This window comes from Paenibacillus sp. FSL H8-0548, assembly GCF_038630985.1.
GTDB lineage: Bacteria > Bacillota > Bacilli > Paenibacillales > Paenibacillaceae > Pristimantibacillus.
On record NZ_CP152049.1, the window covers coordinates 2,978,612 to 2,997,123 of the forward strand.

Genomic DNA, 18,512 nt, shown 5'->3' on the forward strand with positions numbered 1-18,512 from the left:
CGGGAAGAGGTTGTAGCATGTTGCAGGAAGTTGCTGTTTTTATTGGAAAAAAACTCATACGCTTCATAGCGCTGCTTGCGTCGGTAAGCATCATCACCTTCGGACTGGTAGCTATGTCGCCCATCGACCCCGTTCAATCTTATATTGGTGCGGATGTGATGCGCGTTGGGGCAGAGCAAAGACAAGAGATTGCCGCGTATTGGGGCCTCGATCGCCCTTTCACTGAACGATTTTTGAAATGGGGGGCAGCCTTGCTTCAAGGCGATATGGGCACATCGATGATTTATCGCGAGCCGGTAACCGATGTTATCGCCGATCGTTTTATGAATTCTGTTATGCTCATGGCGTTTGCTTGGCTGCTGTCTGGGGTGATTGGCTTTACAGCAGGTGTGGCGGCGGCTCTGAGGAAGGATTCGTGGTTGGATCGAATAATTAAGAGCTATTGTTACACGCTTGCTTCAACGCCTGCCTTTTGGGTTGGGCTGCTGCTTATGATGATCTTTGCGGTGTGGCTAGGCTGGCTCCCTGTGGGACTAGGCGTTCCGGCAGGCGTGCTTGCAGAAAATGTTACGGTTGCTGATCATATTCGGCATATGATTTTACCGGTACTGACACTTAGTGTTGTAGGAATTGCACCCATCGCTTTGCATACAAGGCAGAAGCTAATTGACGTGATGGACAGCGACTTTATTTTGTTTGCTAGAGCTAGAGGAGAACGAGGCTGGGGATTGCTGTTCAGACACGGCCTGCGGAATATTGCTTTGCCCGCGATTACACTTCAGTTCGCATCCTTTGGCGAGCTGTTTGGAGGTGCTGTGCTTGCGGAGCAGGTATTCTCCTATCCAGGTCTTGGACAAGCAACGGTAGAGTCTGGCTTGAGAGGCGACGTACCTTTGCTGATGGGACTTGTTTTGTGCAGCACGCTGTTTGTGTTTACAGGCAACGCTCTAGCTGACTACTTCTACCGTATAGTCGATCCTCGGCTTCGGCACGGGAAGGAGGAGCGAGCTTGAAACATTCTGCATCCCTATTTAAGCATAAACAGAGTAAAGGCTGGAATGGGCGGCGCCGCGCCTATTTCTCAGCAGCAGCGGCAGCGGTTCTGCTTGCCAGTATTGGCATCGGCAGCTGGCTGCTGGGCTCCACAGGACTTTCCGTACAGCTGGAAAATAGGAATTTCCCGCCCTCGCTTGCCCATTGGTTTGGGACCGATTGGCTTGGAAGAGATATGCTTTCCCGTACGGTGAAGGGACTTGCTTTAAGTATACAAGTGGGACTGCTGGGTGCTGCATGCAGTGCTGTCATTGCAGCGGTTATGGGTCTCATGGCGGCTACACTTGGCAAAACAGCTGATCGGATCATTTCCTGGCTGATCGATGTTTTTTTAAGTGTTCCGCATCTTGTCATGCTCATTCTAATTGCCTTCGTATGCGGCGGTGGGCTTAAAGGAGTTGCCATAGGCATTATGCTGACCCATTGGCCGAGTCTCGCGCGGGTGATCCGAGCGGAGGCGCTTCAGCTCATGTCAGCAGAATATGTGCTCGTTTCCAGCAAGCTGGGCAGATCGAGATACTGGATCGCGACCCGCCACCTTGCGCCGCACTTGTTTCCACAGTTGCTTGTCGGCTTTTTGCTATTATTTCCTCATGCAGTGCTGCATGAAGCGGCGATTACGTTCATCGGTCTTGGCATGTCGCCTCATCAGCCGGCAATCGGAATTATATTATCGGAATCTATGCGTTATTTATCGACGGGCATGTGGTGGTTGGCTGTTTTTCCAGGCCTCGGACTGCTTGCCACTGTGCGAGCCTTCGATAAGCTGGGCAATCATTTGCGACAGCTCATCGATCCGCGAAATGCGCATTTATAAGCAATGGATGCAAAGGAAGGAGGAAACGGCATGCCTCTACTTGAGGTGAACAAATTATCGATCTCCTTTATACAGTATGTTAAGGGCTTCGGGCAGCAAAGAACGACAGTTATGGACGAGCTGGATTTTTCAATAAATGAAGGCGAGATCGTTGCAGTTGTTGGCGCGAGTGGATCAGGAAAAAGCTTGCTTGCTCACGCAATTATGGGTATTTTACCGAAAAACGTGGATACAACGGGAACGATCTCTTATGGCGGTGAGCTGCTGGATGAAGCTAAGCTCCGGCTTTACCGAGGGCAGGAAATCGCGCTTGTGCCGCAATCTGTAAGTTATCTTGACCCGCTTATGCGCGTGGATAAGCAGCTGCGAGTGAGAACAGATGGCGCGAAGCAGCTTAAGGAGCGTCAAAGCTTGTTTGAGCGTTTTCAATTGGGCAAGCATGTGGGACGGCTTTACCCATTTCAGCTCTCAGGAGGAATGGCGCGCAAGGTGCTCGTTTCCACTGCTGCGATTGGCAGGACGCGTCTCATTATAGCGGACGAGCCAACGCCGGGCATGCATCCGGATGATGTTGCGGAGGCTTTGGGGCACTTTAAGCAGCTTGCTGATGGCGGCTGTGCTATTTTGTTTATTACCCATGACATTGAGGCGGCCTTGCGAATCGCGGATAAGGTGGCTGTTTTTTACGCGGGAACGGTTGTGGAGTTCGCTTCTGCAAGCGATTTTCAGGGACAGGGTGAGTTGCTAAGGCATCCATACAGCAAAGCCTTATGGCGTGCACTCCCCCAAAATGGCTTTGAGCCGATCGCTGGGACGCAGCCTGCACGAAGCGCTGACCTGCAAGGCTGTTTTTTCGCTGATCGCTGCAGCTCTTGTACAGAGGGCTGTCTTTCAAAGCGACCAGGGCAGCGAGAGCTTCGCGGTGGAATGGTGAGGTGTCTGCATGCAACTTGAAGGAAACAATCTAGGCTGGCGATATGGGAACGGGCCCTGGCTCTTTAACGATTTCTCCATAACGCTTAAGGCTGGAGAGGTCATTGGTCTGGTCGGTCCGAGCGGAAGCGGAAAAACGTCGCTCGCTCGTTTATTGGCTGGTTATATACGGCCGATTACAGGCGACGTTCGGATAACAGGTAAGCCGGAGCACACGGGGAGCTATCATCCTGTTCAAATGATCTTTCAGCATCCGGAGCGGGCCGTTAATCCGAGATGGCGAATGGCCAAAACCTTAACGGAGGGCTGGACGCCTGATGAAGCGCTGCTTGAAGCGCTAGGCATTAAGGCGGACTGGCTTCAGCGGTTTCCGAATGAATTGTCCGGCGGGGAGCTGCAGCGCTGCTGCATCGCTAGAGCACTTGGACCAGATACAAAGTTTATCATTGCGGATGAAATGACGACGATGCTGGATGCAATTACGCAGGCTCAAATTTGGCATACCATGCTCGGCATCGTTCAATCCCGTCAAATTGGTCTGCTCGTTATTAGTCATGATCATGCGCTCATCAGTAAAATCTGTGATCGTACCGTTCAATTTCATTCCTGACAGCTGCCCTTAGAGCAGTCGGCTCAGCTTCGTCTCGGTTGACGACTCCGGTGCAGGCGTATAGACGCTGCATCTGAGGTCTGTATTTCCTTGTACTTGGAAAGAAGTCAAATGAAATAACATTTTTCCCACCTTCGCATGCCGGAATTCAAGCAATACATCTGGGGCAGAGCTAACCTGGCTTTGCTCCCATAGGTATTGGAACTCTGGATGGCTCCCCTTCATTTCCTCGATAAAACGTTCATACCAATCATCCTGTACATATTGACCGTAATAAGCACGAAAGATAGCGAGATATCCGCCCACAAAATGCTCCCAGTTTCCCGCAAGCCTGCGCAGCTCCTTACGCGTGAACAACAGTTGAATCATATTTCTCTGTTCAATAGGAATTTGTTCGAAATCCATAAACACATGGGAGGCTGCTCGGTTCCAACCCACGATCTGGCAGCGACGATCCGAAATTATGGTCGGACAGAAGCGCAGCTCCTGCAAGATCCTCTTTAAGGAGGGGGTGATTTCGGAATGCTCCTCATGAACGGAGGCTGTGCTATGACCAGACCCAAGCGCGAGTGCATATAAATATTTGCGCTCGTCGTCATTCATTTGCAAAGCTGCTGCGACACAATCCAGAACAGAGCTGGATACTTTAATATCTCTCCCTTGCTCCAGCCACGTATACCAGGTTGGGCTGACGCCTGCCAGCTGAGCAACCTCTTCTCTCCTTAAGCCTGGCGTTCTCCGGCGAGTACCGGAAGGAAAGCCTGCTGCTTCGGGAGAAATTTTGGCGCGTTTTGATTTTAAGAAGGAGGATAAGGCTTGAAGTCTAGTTTCTTGATTGATCATAGCAACCATCCTTAGCATACGATAGAGTGGTACTCATTATACTATAATAAACTGCAACTTGTAATAGGATAACCAATGTGACAAACTACATTCAAGCAAGGTAGCAATGAGGGGGATGCAAAGTGGAAAGAGTCGTTATTACAGGGATGGGTGTCATATCGCCACTCGGAAATAGTGTCGAGCATTTATGGGACGGACTAGTGAATGGAGTATCAGGCATTTCAAAAATTGACGCTTTCGATGCAAGTAAACATAAAGCCAGAATAGCAGGTATTGTGCGAGATTTTGATGCTGAGGCATTATTTGGCCGTAAGGAAGCGCGCCGCATGGATCGGTTTAGCCAGTTCGCCATAGCCGCTGCTGAGCAAGCACTGAAGGATGCTGCACTGTCGCTTGAGCAGACAGACCTCGAACGTGTTGGCGTTTATGTAGGCTCGGGGATTGGCGGTATCCAGACGCTGCTCACCCAAGCAGAGCTGCTAAAGGAACGCGGCCCTGATCGGGTGAGTCCGACGCTTGTGCCGATGATGATTGCAAACATGGCAGCGGCGATGATCAGCATTCGATTCGGGACGCAGGGGCCTTCCATGGCGCCAGTAACCGCCTGCTCGATTGGAAACACAGCAATAGGGGAGGCGTGGAGGCTTATCCGCTCAGGAAGCGCCGATGTCGTCATCGCTGGAGGTACAGAAGCGGCAATAACGGATATTTCACTGGCGAGCTTTGGCAATGCTACCTCCGTATCAACAAGGAATGATGCGCCTGAGAAGGCGAGTCGTCCTTTTGACGCGGGGCGAGACGGCTTCGTTATGGCTGAAGGAGCGGGAATTCTCATACTGGAGTCTCTCTCACATGCGCTAAGCAGAGGGGCTCGCATTCATGCGGAGGTCATCGGCTATGGCGCAAGCTCAGATGCCTATCATATGGTTGCTACGCATCCGGAGGGAATTGGAGCTTATCAGGCGATGAAGCATGCGTTAAGAGAAGCTAATTTGCAGCCCGAGCAAATTGATTTGATCAGCGCTCACGCAACCAGCACCGAAATCGGGGACCGTTCAGAAACTGCCGCGATCAAAAAGCTGTTCGGCGAGTTTGCTTATCGTATTCCTGTGACAGCAAACAAATCAATGACGGGTCATATGCTGGGAGCCGCGGGCGGAGTAGAGGCGATCGCCCTTGTAAAGAGCATTCAGGAAGGAATTATTCCTCCAACGATCAACCAAGAGGAGCCAGATCCGATATGCGATCTTGATTATGTGCCGAATAAGGCGCGCGAGGCGAGTGTCGATATCGGCATGTCCAATTCATTTGGCTTCGGTGGTCATAATGCGGTTATTATTTTGAAAAAATATACAGCATAAAAGCATTGAAATAAGCAGCTTTTTTCATTACAATTGATAATGATTTTCAATTAATGCTGTCATTCGCACATAAGCGTCAGCTGAGGGGAGCGGAGCTGTAATGAGCACGCTTGATCATCATCAATGGTTAACAGATGTATTATTGGATATTGGACATGCTGGAAAAGGAACGCAAGTGCCAAGCTGGGTTGACGGTGACACGCCGTTAGCCCAGCATACTTTGCTTTATTTGGCCAAAGGCGCAGGTACGCTGACGATGAACGGCCAGCCGATTGCCCTTGAGCGGGATTCGCTTCATATATATGCACCAGGCATTATGCTGGCTGCTCAGCTCTCACCAGATTTTGAGAACGAGCTTTATTATTTATCATTTGATTGGTTTCGATTAACCGAGCAGACGGATGCTGGCCGATCTTATAAGCGTGAGCTGAGCTTTCCGTTACAAGGCAAGCAGCTCATCAGCGGCAGCTTAGTTAAGCGGTACTTCTATTTGCTTTCGGCTGGCGGAGAGTCAGATAGAAGTCCGCTGCTCGCCCAGCAGCATTTGTCGGACTTGCTATATATATTGCTGCAGCATGCAGAGCCGGCGGAGGTGGAAGAGCTGCCTGACCGGCTTAGATTGACGCTTGATTATATGCAATGCCATTACCGAGAAGAAATTAGAGTGGACAAGCTGGCAGGAATGGCCAGGCTTCATCCGTCGTATTACTCCCAAATATTCAAAAAATCGATGGATAAGACGCCTGTGTCGTATTTGACCCATCTCCGCATGAACAAAGCGAAGGAAATGCTGCTGACGACGGATAAATCGGTCAACGATATTGCAGCGGACGTAGGATATGAGGATGAGTTTTATTTCAGCCGCCGTTTTAAGGAAACGAGCGGGTATTCCCCAAGCATTTACACGAAAAAACAGGATTTGAATATTATTTCCCTCTCATCCCCTTATACCGATCATCTGTTTACGCTTGGCCTGCATCCATGCGCTGCGCAGGTTCATCGCTTTATGCCGCTGGTGACTAAGGAGCTAATATTGCCTAAGCATGCTGCTGAGCCATGGGAAACCAGCCGGCAATCGTTCAGCGATATGAAGCCGGATTTAATTGTCTGCAAGGATAACGTGCTCGCAAAGGCGAAAGCTCATATTAACGACATTGCTCCTATCATTCCAATTTCGTGGGCAAGCAAGGACATTTATGCTCACCATAATGAGCTTGCCGAGCTGGTCGACAGAAGACAGCTTGCACGGCGCTGGCTGGACGGGCATGAGCACAGCTCCGAGCGGCTGCGCAGGAAAGTTAAGGCGAGGATAGGGGAAGCAACCGTTGCGATTTGCGTTGTCCGCAAAAATGATTTGAGAATGTATGGAACAAGAAACATCGGCCACGTATTTTACCGCTCACTGCAGCTTAGTATGCCAGCACGAATCGTACAAGCTCAAGCACCTTACCAGATCGGCACCGGCTTTAACTGGATGTCCATCAAGCCGGATGAGATTTTGGATTTCGAATCGGATTATTTGTTTGTTGTATGCGAGACGGAACAGGACCACCAGCGAGTGCAGCGTTATATAGAGACTAACCCATATTGGGCTAAGCATCCCGCTGTTCGAAGTCAGAAGCTTTGTTTTTTGGATTGGAGCAAGTGGATCGTGTATGCGCCTCATGGAATTGACCAACAATTAGAAGAGGCTGGACGGCTGCTGGGCAATTGACAGCAGCTGATACGCCGATCTTCGAAATATCCATGAAGGAATCTTGATTTATGCCATGTACGGACGGAGAGAGGAAGCTATAATTAAATAATGATAATGATTATCAATATTATCGTGAAAGGGAGGAGCTTTGAAGACGATCAAGATGAAAAGGAATAATGTGTTAATTACAGGATTATGGTTTGCAGCGGCTGGGGCCCTACTCCTATTATCACTAGTCATAGCGGTGTCTTTCGGGGCGAAGGACTTTAGCCTAAATGAAGTGTGGACCGCCGTCTTTGCCTACAATCCCGATGCATCTGCACATCAAATCATGCATGAGTACAGGTTTCCGCGTGTATTGGGGGCCGCTGTAACCGGTATGGCATTCGCTGTTGCTGGTGCATTGATGCAAGGCGTTACTCGAAATCCGTTGGCAGACACGGGCATTCTAGGTGTGAATGCGGGTGCTGCATTTGTTGTTGCGCTTTGCTTCGCGTTTCTGCCAGGTATCGCTTATTCGGAGCTTATACTTATGTCCTTCGCCGGTGCAGCACTCAGCACGCTGCTGATCGTTCTTCTCGGCTCAGCTACGCAGGGAGGACTTCAATCTATTCGCTTGACGATTGCAGGTGCAGTTATTGCTGCTATTCTTCATTCCTTTAGCAGCGGCATTGCGATTTATTATGAGCTGAGCCAGGATCTTGCATTCTGGTATGCAGGAGGCGTCGCTGGTGTGAAATGGGAGCATCTGAAGCTGCTTGCACCGATCGTACTCGTCGTTATACTTGCATCTTCTATCATGGGCCGGTCAATTTCATTTCTTTCACTTGGCGATGAAACGGCGGCAAGTCTTGGCATACATACAGGAAGAGTGAAAGTGCTCGGCATGACTGCGGCGGTTATTCTAGCTGGCGCCTCCGTTGCAGTGGCGGGCTCAATTGGATTTGTGGGGCTTGTCGTTCCGCATATTGCTAGGCGAATGGTAGGTGTCGACTATCGTAAGCTTATCCCTTTCTCTGCGCTGCTTGGCGCGATATTGCTCATATGGGCTGATTTCGCTTCACGTATGGTGAATCCACCCCGTGAATTTGCAATTGGGGCGATGGTAGCCATGGTAGGCGTACCATTCTTCCTCTATCTCGCCCGGCAAGAAAGGCGGGAGCTTTAATATGGCTAGTTTGGAGCAGAAACGAACAGTCAAGGCAATCGTCGTCGGACTCATACTACTGATTATAGCAGCCATTGTTGTGGTGGTGAGCTTGAACACAGGAACGATCCGTCTGTCTTCCGCTGCCATCTGGAGGACACTTCTTGGCGGAGGAGCTGCAGACGAGAACCTTGTTCTGTTTGAATACAGACTGCCGCGTATCGTTGTTACAGTGCTTGCAGGTATCGGGCTTGGCATATCCGGTGCCGTATTGCAGGGGGTGTCCCGCAATTCACTTGCCGACCCCGGTATTCTCGGCATTAATGCCGGCGCCGCTCTAGGGCTGATTTTGTTTGTCTCTTTCTTTAGAAACATGGAAGGTCCGTCTACGCTGCTTATTCCGCTGTTTGCCTTTGCTGGAGGAGCATGCATATCGCTGCTAATCTTTGTCCTTGCGTATGATCGCTTTAAAGGATTGATCCCGATTCGGCTGCTGCTTGTCGGCATCGCGGTTGAGGCAGGCATCAGTGCGTTTACGCTGTTTCTGTCACTTCGGCTTGATGAGGACACGTACGCATTTGCAGCGAGATGGCTTGCCGGCAGTGTATGGGGCAGGGAATGGGTCAATGTTCTAGCACTGCTGCCGTGGATTGTCCTGTTCGTTCCAATTGTGTATATGCATTCCCGCACGCTTGATTTATTTGCATTGGGAGATGAAACGGCTTCTGGAGTCGGCAGTCATGTCGGACGCAATCGGCTGGTGATGACGAGCCTTGCGGTAGCATTAGCCTGCGCAAGTGTCTCCATGGCAGGTGGAATTGGCTTTATAGGGCTGATCGCTCCTCATATCGCAAGGCGGCTCGTCGGACCTCAGCATCGGCATTTTCTGCCCATTGCCGGACTTATCGGGCTAGTCATACTTGTAACCGCCGACACAGTTGGCAGATCATTATTTCAGCCGAATGCCATTCCGGCTGGCATTGTCGTTGCCGCAATCGGCGGGCCTTATTTCTTATATTTGCTTTTGCAGTCCAAACCTAACCTTCGGAGGAATCGATAACATGAATAGAAAATGGCTTACTTTATTAGTATCACTACTGCTGATTGCTGTATTATCAGCATGCGGAGGCAAGGCTGCTTCCAATCAATCTAATGCTGCCTCAGACGCTCCTTCACAGGCTCCGACGGAAGCGCCGGCAGCAGGTGATGTCGTAGCTGGACATGATGCGGATGCGAGAATCGCATCCATGTCCATACATATTACGAACAATTTGCTTGCACTTGGCATTAAGCCGGCAGGCTCTGTAGTTGGCGGTGACGTGAAAGATTTCTTGCCTCACGTAGCCGACCAATTGCAAGGGGCTGTAAAGCTCGGCGTGGTAACAGATCCGGATATGGAATCCATATTGGCACTGAAGCCGGACGTTATCTATTTGGACGAAGTATACTCGGGTGAAGACCTAGACAAGTTCGAGAAGATCGCTCCTGCCGTTAGCATCGATATGGATCAGGGCACTTGGCTCGACCATTTGACGCGGATCGCGCAGCATGTCGGCAAGGAGAAGGAGGCAGAAGCCTTCATTGCTGATTACGCCAAGAAAGCAGAGCGGGTTAAAGAAATGATTGACGCCAAGCTAGGAGCAGAAGCTAAGGTCATGGCCATTCGGATGACGGCCAAGGAGCTGCGAGTCATGGGCATGAAACGCCCAGTGGGTCCAATTATGTTCGAGGATTTGGGCTTGAACCCAGCTGCCGGCGTCGAGAAAATAACGGATGAGCCTTTTGCCGTCATATCTCAAGAAGTACTGCCAGACTTTGATGCCGATGCGATATTCGTCATTATCAGCAAAGGAAACGAAGCGCAGGCGAGATTCGATGAGCTTGCCAAAAATGTCGTTTGGCAAAACCTTAAAGCTGTGAAAAACAATCAAGTATACGTGTTGGATGGTCAGAAATGGCTGGATTATTCTTCACTTGGGCACAGCATGGCACTGGATGATGCGGAAAAACTATTTTCAAAGTAAGGCAATAGCAAAGGATGGACCGCCGCAGAGGAGCAATGGCTTCTGCGGCGGTCCGTTTTATATAGGAGTTTCAGCTTCGACGGCAGCGGGTATAATGTATGTAACCTATCTGGCGGAGAAGGCTTGCTGCAGTTGCAATCAGGCAAGCCAGGTCTATTTGAATGAGAGAAGAAGGTGCACATATGGCTAGACATAACCGCTTCATCCGCTGGTGTATTACGATTATATTGGTGCTTATTATTATTTATCTGGGGTCACTCGTAGATTTTATATTCAAGCCAATTCTTTCGTTATTCAGCATGAGTATCATTCCGCTGATGCTGGCGGGCTTTTTTTACTATTTGCTGCGTCCGCTGGTCGGTCTGATGGAACGCCGAAAGGTTAATCGTACGTTGGCTATTTTGTTCATCTATTTGGCCTTCGCCATCATTATAATTGGTTTTAGTATTTGGGTTTGGCCTTCCTTGCGAACACAATTAATTAATTTAGTTGATTCTGCTCCAACGCTCTTCACCTCTTTAAGAAAGCAAGTGGAAGAGCTTGAGCGCAACGGCTTTTTATCATCCTTTTTGCCGCAAAATTCAAATCTGCTCACTAAGCTGACGGAGTATTTAAACAAAGGCTTTACTCTACTTACAGAGTATTTTTCCGGATTGCTTACGTTTTTCTCCAATTTTGCAATTGTGCTGATTACCTTTCCGATCCTGCTATTTTATATGCTTAAGGAGGGTGGGAAGTTTGGTGAGCAAATCGTTCGGTTTATTCCGAAGCGCTTCCGTCATGACGGAGGTGAGGTTATGGATGAGATTGACCATATGCTTAGCAGCTTTATCGTTGGGCGGGTAATCGTCAATGTTGCGCTCGGTGTTTTGATGTATATTGGCTTTCTCATCATTGATTTGCCTTATGCGCTTTTGCTCACTGTCGTGGCGGTCATACTTAATTTCATTCCGTTTATCGGTTCCTTTTTATCCTCGGTGCCTATTGTTATTATTGGATTTATTGAATCACCGTCTATTGCGATTTGGTCGATTGTCATTATAACGATTGCCCAGCAAATTCAGGATAATTTAATTGGGCCTTACGTTTTTGGCAAGCAGCTGGATATTCATCCGCTGACGACCATTCTACTCGTGTTGGTTGGAGGGGATATTGGAGGGATTTTAGGTATTTTACTTATTATTCCGATCTATATGATTTTGAAAATTGTTTATAGCAAAGTATATGTGTTGTTTTTTAAGCAGCGATGGGAAAATGCCTAAACAGATCTTCCATAAAGGATGCGTATTTACAAGGCTTTTGGTATAATGACGTCGGATTAGACAAATTAACCGAAAGTACGGTGGCTGAATTCTTATGGGTATAATTGCTTTGGAAAATAAACGAATTGTCATTGCGGGCTCTCGAAAAACAGATGAGATGTGCTTAATCGTAGAAAAACAGGGCGGAGATCCTGTTGTTCGTTCGCTGCAAGGCTTGACGATGTTTGATGAGGAGCTGCTTGAGGCGCCGCTGCGGAAATTCGCAGAGCAGGGGGCGGATTGGGTTATTCTGACGACAGGAATGGGCTCGGACAGCTTGATCGCTGCGGCAGAGAAGCTAGGTATCGGACAAGTTGTTCTTGAGCGCTTCACTAAGGCGAAAATTGCAACAAGAGGCTACAAAACCTCTGCGTTCGTGAAGCGCAGCGGACTTAAGGCTATCGTCAGCGATGACGATGGGACGATGCAGGGACTGATGGACAACCTCGCGGCCTATGACTTTAAAGGTCAAAGTGTTTGGATACAGCTGCATGGAGAACCGGCGCCAGAGCTGGAGCAATATCTTAAAGGAAAAGGTGCGACGACGGTGGAAGCGGTTCTGCCCTATAAGCATGTTCCGCCAGCTAGTGCTACATTAGAAACACTTATCGAGGAGCTTGCGGCGGGAGCAGTCGATGCCGTTTGCTTTACAACTGCGGTGCAGGTGCATTATTTGTTTAAGTATGCAATTGAAACGGGCCGCAAGGAGCTGCTGCTGCATGCCTTCGCTGAAACAATTGTTGCAGCTGCAGTGGGCAAGGTTACAGCCGAGGCGTTGAAGGAATATGGGGTTCAGCGAATTATTGTCCCAGAATTAGAGAGAATGGGTGCTTTGATTATTGAGATTGGTCGATACTATGCGATATCCCAATTGGAATAGACAAGGCATCAAAATAGCGAAGCGGTGTTGCTCTCAGCCTTAAGGCTTGGAGCGACACCGCTTTTTTATTCCGGTTAAGTATGCGAGGGAAGCTTCAAGAGGCGGAGCTCTTAAAACATTTTGTCCAAATGCTCGATTGGCCTCATGAGATTATGCTTCATTAGACGGGCAGCTGCTTCTGCATCACGTGCTTCGAGCGCATCAATAATGGCTTCATGGTCGGCTACCGCAGCTTGTGATTCCCAATTTGGGCGTTTGATAAAAATATATTTATATCTCCGAATATGCATTTGCAGGGAGGAACAGAAAGTGAGAATATGCTGATTATTGGCGATGTGCAAAATAGTTTCATGGAACTTCTCATCAAATTCCATCGCTTCGTATAATTGTTCATTTTTGACATGCTTGTTGAAGCTTGCGTTGATCGCGCGTAGCTGCTCGATATGCTCTTGCTGGCAATTTACAGTTGCAAGCTCCGCTGCGAGCGTATGTAGAGCTGTTAGAGGCGCATAAAGTTTAATAATATCCGCTTTCTCAAGGGTAGTCACCCGTGTTTCCTTGCCTGGGAACGTCTGAATAAGCCCTTGAACCTCAAGTAATTGGAAGGCTTCTCTAATAGGCGTACGGCTTACGCCAAGCGCTACGGCAAGTGCTGTGTCATTTAACTTTTCTCCTGGCTGGAGCGTTCCGTCGATGATCCATTTTTGCAGCTGGGTCAAGGTGCGCTCTTTGGCGGATAATCTAATCGGTGTTGTATAATCCGTCGGGATCGGCATCGGAGACCCTCCTTTATATGAATGTAATGTTGTAAATAGATAATCAGAATAACACTATATAATATATCGCACGATTGACGATTGACGCAAATCACCTGCTAGCGAAAAAAGATATATTGCTTTTGAGCAGGATAGGAAATATAATATGCGATATATTGCATATCGCAAAGCCTACTCGAAAAATGAAGGAGACATTAGCATGTCCAGCAATCAAGCTTCAGTTGCAGTATCGCCATCCGCTATAAAGACAATATTTCCTTTACTGTTTGCAATCAGCTTCGTACATCTAATTAATGACACGATTCAATCGGTCGTACCGGCATTATTTCCTATTTTAAAAGATTCTTTATCGCTCAGCTTTGCACAAATTGGCCTAATTTCGTTAATGATTAATTTGACGGCTGCGCTGCTGCAGCCTGTCATTGGCATTTTCTCCGACTCACACCCTAAGCCGATGATGCTTCCTATTGGCATGTTATTTACGTTAGGGGGAGTTGCCGCACTCTCTTATGCAACCCAATTCTGGATGGTGATGACAGCGGTCATGCTGATCGGTATTGGATCAGCGGTATTCCATCCGATTTCTGCACGTGTTGCCTATATGGCAGCAGGAAAGCGGAAGGGAACTGGACAATCTATTTTTCAATTCGGGGGCAATCTCGGGCAATCGCTCGCTCCTATTATGACTGCGGTGCTTTTTGTACATACGGGACAGCGCGGCGTCATTTGGTTTGCTTTAGTCGTTACGATTGGCGTCATCATCCAGTTCAATGTGGCAAAATGGTACGGGAATCAGCTTTCGCTTATGCCTGTCTCAAGCTCGAAGAAAGCGGCGAAGCCAGCTTCCAATTTGAATGTGACCACAGGCAAGGTTGTGTTTGCCATCACGATTCTAATGATTCTTGTGTTTTCTAAAAACGTATATATAGCGGCAATAAGCAGCTATTATTCCTTTTACGCGATCGAGCATTTTGGTCTTTCGGTCAGTCAGGCACAAATCGTGTTGTTCGTGTTTCTTGCAGCGAATGTTATCGGTCTGCTCCTTGGCGGTATGCTCGCAGATAGATTTAGCCGGCGCAGCTTGATATGGTTCTCGATATTGGGAACGGCACCGTTCGCACTGCTGCTGCCTTACGCCAATCTAACGTTTTCCATTATATTGATCTTCTTTGCCGGATTGATATTAGCCTCAGCCTTCTCTGTCATACTGGTGTATGCCAATGAGCTGCTGCCAGGCAGAGTAGGGCTGGTATCGGGAGTTTTTTTCGGAATGGCGTTCGGTCTTGCCGGTATTGGTTCTGCCGTACTTGGCAATTTGGCGGATGAGATGGGCATCGAATTTGTAATCCGCTGCACCTCCTATTTGCCTCTGCTCGGCATGCTCACGATACTGCTTCCTTCCGATCGGAAAGGGCAAGCAGAGCAAATAAGTTAAGCAGCCAGGGATTGTAGGGCGTTAAACGAAGCTCTGAGAGGACGAATTTCTCACTTGGACAATTTCCACGTTTTTCACTGGGCACATACAATGATGGTGTATAGCTTATAAAGGTGCTGGAAGGGGAGACGTGCTGTGAGTAAACGGACCTTAATGATTTTATCGTTGGTCATTTACGTTTTGCTAGCCATCTTATTCCTGATATTATCTATTGTCCAGTAAACACATAACAAAGCAACAAGCAAGGGCTGCCCTATAAGTAGAATATTCTACTTACAAGGCAGCCCTTGTTTATTGAGGAAGCGGCTATTTGCTCAGGCTGCTCTGATTCTGCTTCATTTTACGAAAATCCTTCGGAACGATACCTTTAGACTCGCGAAAAATACGTGAAAATGTTTTGTAGGAGCCGTAGCCCACCTCAAGTGCAATTTCCGCTACGCTCATCTCCGTTGAGACTAATAAGCTGCAAGCATGCCGCAATCGCAAATCATGCAGAAAATGAACGAAGGTTTGTCCAGTCGTTTGCTTAATGACCTCACTGATCCGAGAAACGCTAAGCGAGAAGCGGCTTGCAAGGTCGGACAGCGCAAGCTCATCCTGATAATGGAGATGAATATAATGAATGATCGGCCAGACGGAGGCGTTAGGCCTCGCTGATATCGTCGCTACAGAGATAGAAGATGGGGATTTCCGACGGTACCGGTCAAAGCAAGCTAAAATTTCCTTTAGCCTGACTTGAAGCATCGTTTGCCGCCAAGGTTCATTTCCCGTATATTCGTGGTACATATCTTCGATCAAATGCTTTATTCGGTCGTTGTCAGGGCCGCTCAGTTGAACAAAAGGCAGCATAGCACTCTGCTCAATTAGGTCCATCAAGCTTTCCTCTTGCCTTGGCTCCATGAGCAGATCCATGCTGAACATACAATTATAGAGTACGAGCGTATGGCCGGGTTCTGTAAATATTTCGTGCACCTGATAAGGCAGCACAAACGTGAACGTACCTGGGAGCATCGGATGGCGGGCATCATTGATCAATTCACTGCCTTTTCCATCGACGACATAAGAAAACTCCAAAAAGTCATGCCGATGCTGACGAAAGCCGCTAACCAGACGATTTAGGCTAATATGCAGCGGAGAAGAAGTGTTCATATTTGGATACGTTTTCAAATAATCAGGTATATAGGTCATGAAATAATGGTTTCCTCCGAAATACTGAGACTTTTATCGAAAAACAAGCACGATTTCTCATCCCGTTTATTCTAACATAAATAAAGAGATCAGGCGTTAGTAAAAGCGGCTGCTTGTGAAACGAGTTTTGTTGATCAAATACATTTTAGGAGGAACAACAATGTCCACTGAAAATAAAATTAGAATAGGCATTATTGGAGCGGGTAATATCGGGAATGTGCACGCAAATGAGTTTTCAAAGCTAGGCGATGATTGTGTGATTACAGCGATAACCGATTTGAATTTATCGCGTGCGGAGGAGAAAGCGAAGCAATACGGAATTGAGCATGTTATAGCTACAAATGAAGAGCTGATCCAGCGTCCGGATATAGATGCCGTCATTATTGGTGTGCCGAATCAATTTCATGCGCCGCTTGCGCTGCAAGCGCTCGCTGCTGGCAAGCATGTGCTTCTAGAGAAGCCAATGGGCATTAATAGCGAAGCTGCTCGTCAAATTTTGAATGCTAGCCAAGCATCTGATCGTGTAGTAATGGTTGCGCACCAAATGCGCTGGGAATCGGTTGCGATGCAAATTAAAGAGCAAATCGATCGCGGTGAGCTCGGCAACATTTATTCGGCGAAGGCAGGGTGGTTCCGCCGCAAAGGGATTCCAGGCTGGGGTACCTGGTTTACACAAATGGGTCAATCTGGCGGTGGACCGCTTATCGATATTGGTGTTCATATGCTTGATCTTGCGTTATATTTGATGGGTAATCCAAAACCAGTGTCCGTATTCGGTGCTACTTACGCGGAGTTCGGTCCGAAGCGTAAAGGAATTGGCACATGGGGCACGCCTGATTGGGACGGAACCTACGATGTAGAGGATTTCGGAACAGCGTTGATTAAAATGGAAGATGGAAGCACACTTTCATTAGAAGTAAGCTGGGCCGTTCATATGGATACTGATAATTCGGAATTTATCCAATTGATGGGCTCAGAGGGTGGCGCCAGCTACCGCGGAGGGAAAGGCAAGCTGCTGACGGAGAAGTTCAACCGTCCAATTGAAACGGAATTGCATAGGGCTGAGCAGGATGAGGGAGAACGTGCGCGGCTGAGCCGGCATTTCTTGGAATGTATTCGCGAAGGAAAACAGCCGATTACGACAGCGCTTACGGGTTTTACGAACAATCTTGTGCTGGATGCCATTTACGAATCCTCGCGCACAGGCAATGAAGTGAAGCTGAATTGGAATTTAAATTAGTAGGTAGTGAAGTAGAAAAAGGAGGCAACCGAAATGCTAAGAGGATTAACTGGAGCTGGCCTAGGCCGTATTGAAAATGATGAAAAACTCATTGAGCTGGCCGGAGCACATGGTTTTCAGGCAGTAGATATTGATGCTGCATCATTGGTTAACCGCCATGGCATTGATAAAGCGAGAGAGCTGCTGGCAAGCAATAACGTTGTAATTGGAACCATTGGGCTTTCAGTGGAATGGAGAACGACGGAAGAGGCATTCCTTGAAGGACTGAAAAACCTAGCATCGTCCGCAGCGGCGGCAGCAGCGCTTGGCTGTACAAGCTGCTGCACTTATATATTGCCTTCTACTGATTTGAAAGCTGCCCGTTTTATGGCGCAGGCTACACGCCGATTGCGTCTATGTGCACAAATTCTCGGCGCCTACGGTATACGCTTGGGGCTTGAGTTTGTAGGTCCGCACCATCTGCGCACTCGCTGGGCCAATCCCTTTATTTGGACGCTTGAGGAGACGCTGGAGTGGATCGACGCTATTGGCGAGAGCAACGTTGGCTTGCTGTTTGATGCTTATCACTGGTATACGAATGGCCTGACTGTGGCGGATATTGACGCGCTTCGCGTTGATCAAATCGTACATGTACATATTAATGACGCACCGAATGTGCCGGTAGAGGAAGCGCTCGATAATGGCCGGGTATATCCAGGCGAGGGCGTGATTGATTTGGTGGGCTTCCTTCAAGCGCTCGATCGTATCGGCTATAAGGGAGCAATATCGCAAGAAATATTAACAGCAGAGGCTCCATCGGAATCACCTGAAGAGCTCGTTTTACGCTCCAAGGCTGGCTTTGATAAAGTGTTTGGCGCAGCAGGCCTATAAAGAGCTGCTGTGGCTCTAAATGATTACAGAAAGGAGGCTGCACATCCCGCATGGGTATGCGCAGCCTTCTTTTTGTTTTGTATAGGAAACTATGGATTCTCCGAATTTGTTGATAACGTTGCTGCGCGAGCAGCCGGAGAGCGGATAACGAAAGCTAACGGAAACTAGAGACGCTAAAGTCCCATTTTTGGTTAGCGTCATATTTTAACGGAAGTGGGAGACTCTATTCCGCAGAAATGAAGCGATATCGTGTATCTTTTGTACAAATAAAGGCCCGTGTTTCCGTTACAATCTTGAAACGACATATATAGGCGATTTAGCGTCTCTGGTTTCCGTTA

At 48.3% G+C, this 18,512-nt stretch carries 17 protein-coding genes; 14 read left to right on the forward strand and 3 right to left on the reverse strand.

Annotation, left to right across the window (positions count from 1 at the left end):
- The first annotated feature begins 17 nt into the window (after window positions 1–17).
- The 4 genes from MHI37_RS12235 to MHI37_RS12250 all read left to right on the forward strand — a co-directional run bounded on the left by MHI37_RS12235 (window position 18) and on the right by MHI37_RS12250 (window position 3,413).
- Entirely contained in the window at window positions 18–1,013 is a 996-nt protein-coding gene (locus MHI37_RS12235; protein WP_076335829.1) for an ABC transporter permease, read from the forward strand.
- A gap of 89 nt (window positions 1,014–1,102) precedes the next feature.
- Window positions 1,103–1,870 carry an ABC transporter permease gene (locus MHI37_RS12240; protein ID WP_256710219.1) on the forward strand — a complete coding sequence of 256 codons (768 nt, stop codon included), beginning with the start codon at window positions 1,103–1,105 and terminating at the stop codon, window positions 1,868–1,870.
- Window positions 1,871–1,900: 30 nt separating this feature from the next.
- The gene (locus MHI37_RS12245; protein ID WP_076335827.1) at window positions 1,901–2,824 is read left to right on the forward strand and encodes an ABC transporter ATP-binding protein; all 924 of its coding nucleotides are present in this window, start codon (window positions 1,901–1,903) and stop codon (window positions 2,822–2,824) included.
- Window positions 2,814–3,413 carry an ATP-binding cassette domain-containing protein gene (locus tag MHI37_RS12250; RefSeq protein WP_076335826.1) on the forward strand — a complete coding sequence of 200 codons (600 nt, stop codon included), beginning with the start codon at window positions 2,814–2,816 and terminating at the stop codon, window positions 3,411–3,413. Before MHI37_RS12245 ends, MHI37_RS12250 begins: the two co-directional genes overlap by 11 nt.
- 9 nt (window positions 3,414–3,422) lie before the next feature.
- Here the strand turns inward: MHI37_RS12250 and MHI37_RS12255 are convergent, their stop codons facing one another.
- Complete coding sequence (locus MHI37_RS12255) at window positions 3,423–4,253, reverse strand: helix-turn-helix transcriptional regulator (protein WP_076335855.1); 831 nt, start codon at window positions 4,251–4,253, stop codon at window positions 3,423–3,425.
- Window positions 4,254–4,378: 125 nt separating this feature from the next.
- Between MHI37_RS12255 and fabF the strand changes: the two genes are divergently transcribed.
- The 7 genes from fabF (at window position 4,379) to MHI37_RS12290 (ending at window position 12,665) form a co-directional block, all read left to right on the forward strand.
- Window positions 4,379–5,617 (forward strand): beta-ketoacyl-ACP synthase II, encoded by a 1,239-nt coding sequence (fabF, locus tag MHI37_RS12260; RefSeq protein ID WP_076335825.1) that lies wholly within the window; start codon window positions 4,379–4,381, stop codon window positions 5,615–5,617.
- 100 nt (window positions 5,618–5,717) lie between these two features.
- Window positions 5,718–7,331, forward strand: coding sequence for a helix-turn-helix domain-containing protein (locus tag MHI37_RS12265; RefSeq protein WP_076335824.1), 1,614 nt, complete (start codon window positions 5,718–5,720; stop codon window positions 7,329–7,331).
- 145 nt (window positions 7,332–7,476) lie between these two features.
- Complete coding sequence (locus MHI37_RS12270; RefSeq protein ID WP_076335854.1) at window positions 7,477–8,481, forward strand: iron ABC transporter permease; 1,005 nt, start codon at window positions 7,477–7,479, stop codon at window positions 8,479–8,481.
- A 1-nt stretch (window position 8,482) separates the two neighbouring features.
- Window positions 8,483–9,520 (forward strand): iron ABC transporter permease, encoded by a 1,038-nt coding sequence (locus tag MHI37_RS12275; protein ID WP_076335823.1) that lies wholly within the window; start codon window positions 8,483–8,485, stop codon window positions 9,518–9,520.
- A 1-nt stretch (window position 9,521) separates the two neighbouring features.
- Window positions 9,522–10,484 carry an ABC transporter substrate-binding protein gene (locus MHI37_RS12280; protein WP_076335822.1) on the forward strand — a complete coding sequence of 321 codons (963 nt, stop codon included), beginning with the start codon at window positions 9,522–9,524 and terminating at the stop codon, window positions 10,482–10,484.
- A gap of 182 nt (window positions 10,485–10,666) precedes the next feature.
- Window positions 10,667–11,746, forward strand: coding sequence for an AI-2E family transporter (locus tag MHI37_RS12285; RefSeq protein WP_076335821.1), 1,080 nt, complete (start codon window positions 10,667–10,669; stop codon window positions 11,744–11,746).
- 94 nt (window positions 11,747–11,840) lie between these two features.
- Entirely contained in the window at window positions 11,841–12,665 is an 825-nt protein-coding gene (locus MHI37_RS12290) for a uroporphyrinogen-III synthase (protein ID WP_076335820.1), read from the forward strand.
- Between the two features lie 110 nt (window positions 12,666–12,775).
- On the opposite strand, the gene MHI37_RS12295 is transcribed toward MHI37_RS12290, so the two are convergent.
- Window positions 12,776–13,441 (reverse strand): GntR family transcriptional regulator, encoded by a 666-nt coding sequence (locus MHI37_RS12295; protein WP_076335819.1) that lies wholly within the window; start codon window positions 13,439–13,441, stop codon window positions 12,776–12,778.
- 199 nt (window positions 13,442–13,640) lie between these two features.
- Between MHI37_RS12295 and MHI37_RS12300 the strand changes: the two genes are divergently transcribed.
- Window positions 13,641–14,876, forward strand: coding sequence for an MFS transporter (locus MHI37_RS12300; RefSeq protein WP_076335853.1), 1,236 nt, complete (start codon window positions 13,641–13,643; stop codon window positions 14,874–14,876).
- A 306-nt stretch (window positions 14,877–15,182) separates the two neighbouring features.
- Here the strand turns inward: MHI37_RS12300 and MHI37_RS12305 are convergent, their stop codons facing one another.
- Window positions 15,183–16,064, reverse strand: coding sequence for an AraC family transcriptional regulator (locus MHI37_RS12305; protein WP_076335818.1), 882 nt, complete (start codon window positions 16,062–16,064; stop codon window positions 15,183–15,185).
- Between the two features lie 160 nt (window positions 16,065–16,224).
- Between MHI37_RS12305 and MHI37_RS12310 the strand changes: the two genes are divergently transcribed.
- Window positions 16,225–17,304 (forward strand): Gfo/Idh/MocA family oxidoreductase, encoded by a 1,080-nt coding sequence (locus MHI37_RS12310; protein WP_076335817.1) that lies wholly within the window; start codon window positions 16,225–16,227, stop codon window positions 17,302–17,304.
- 33 nt (window positions 17,305–17,337) lie between these two features.
- A complete protein-coding gene (locus MHI37_RS12315) occupies window positions 17,338–18,174 on the forward strand; it encodes a sugar phosphate isomerase/epimerase family protein (protein ID WP_076335816.1) in 837 nt (278 codons plus the stop codon).
- Window positions 18,175–18,512: the final 338 nt, after the last annotated feature.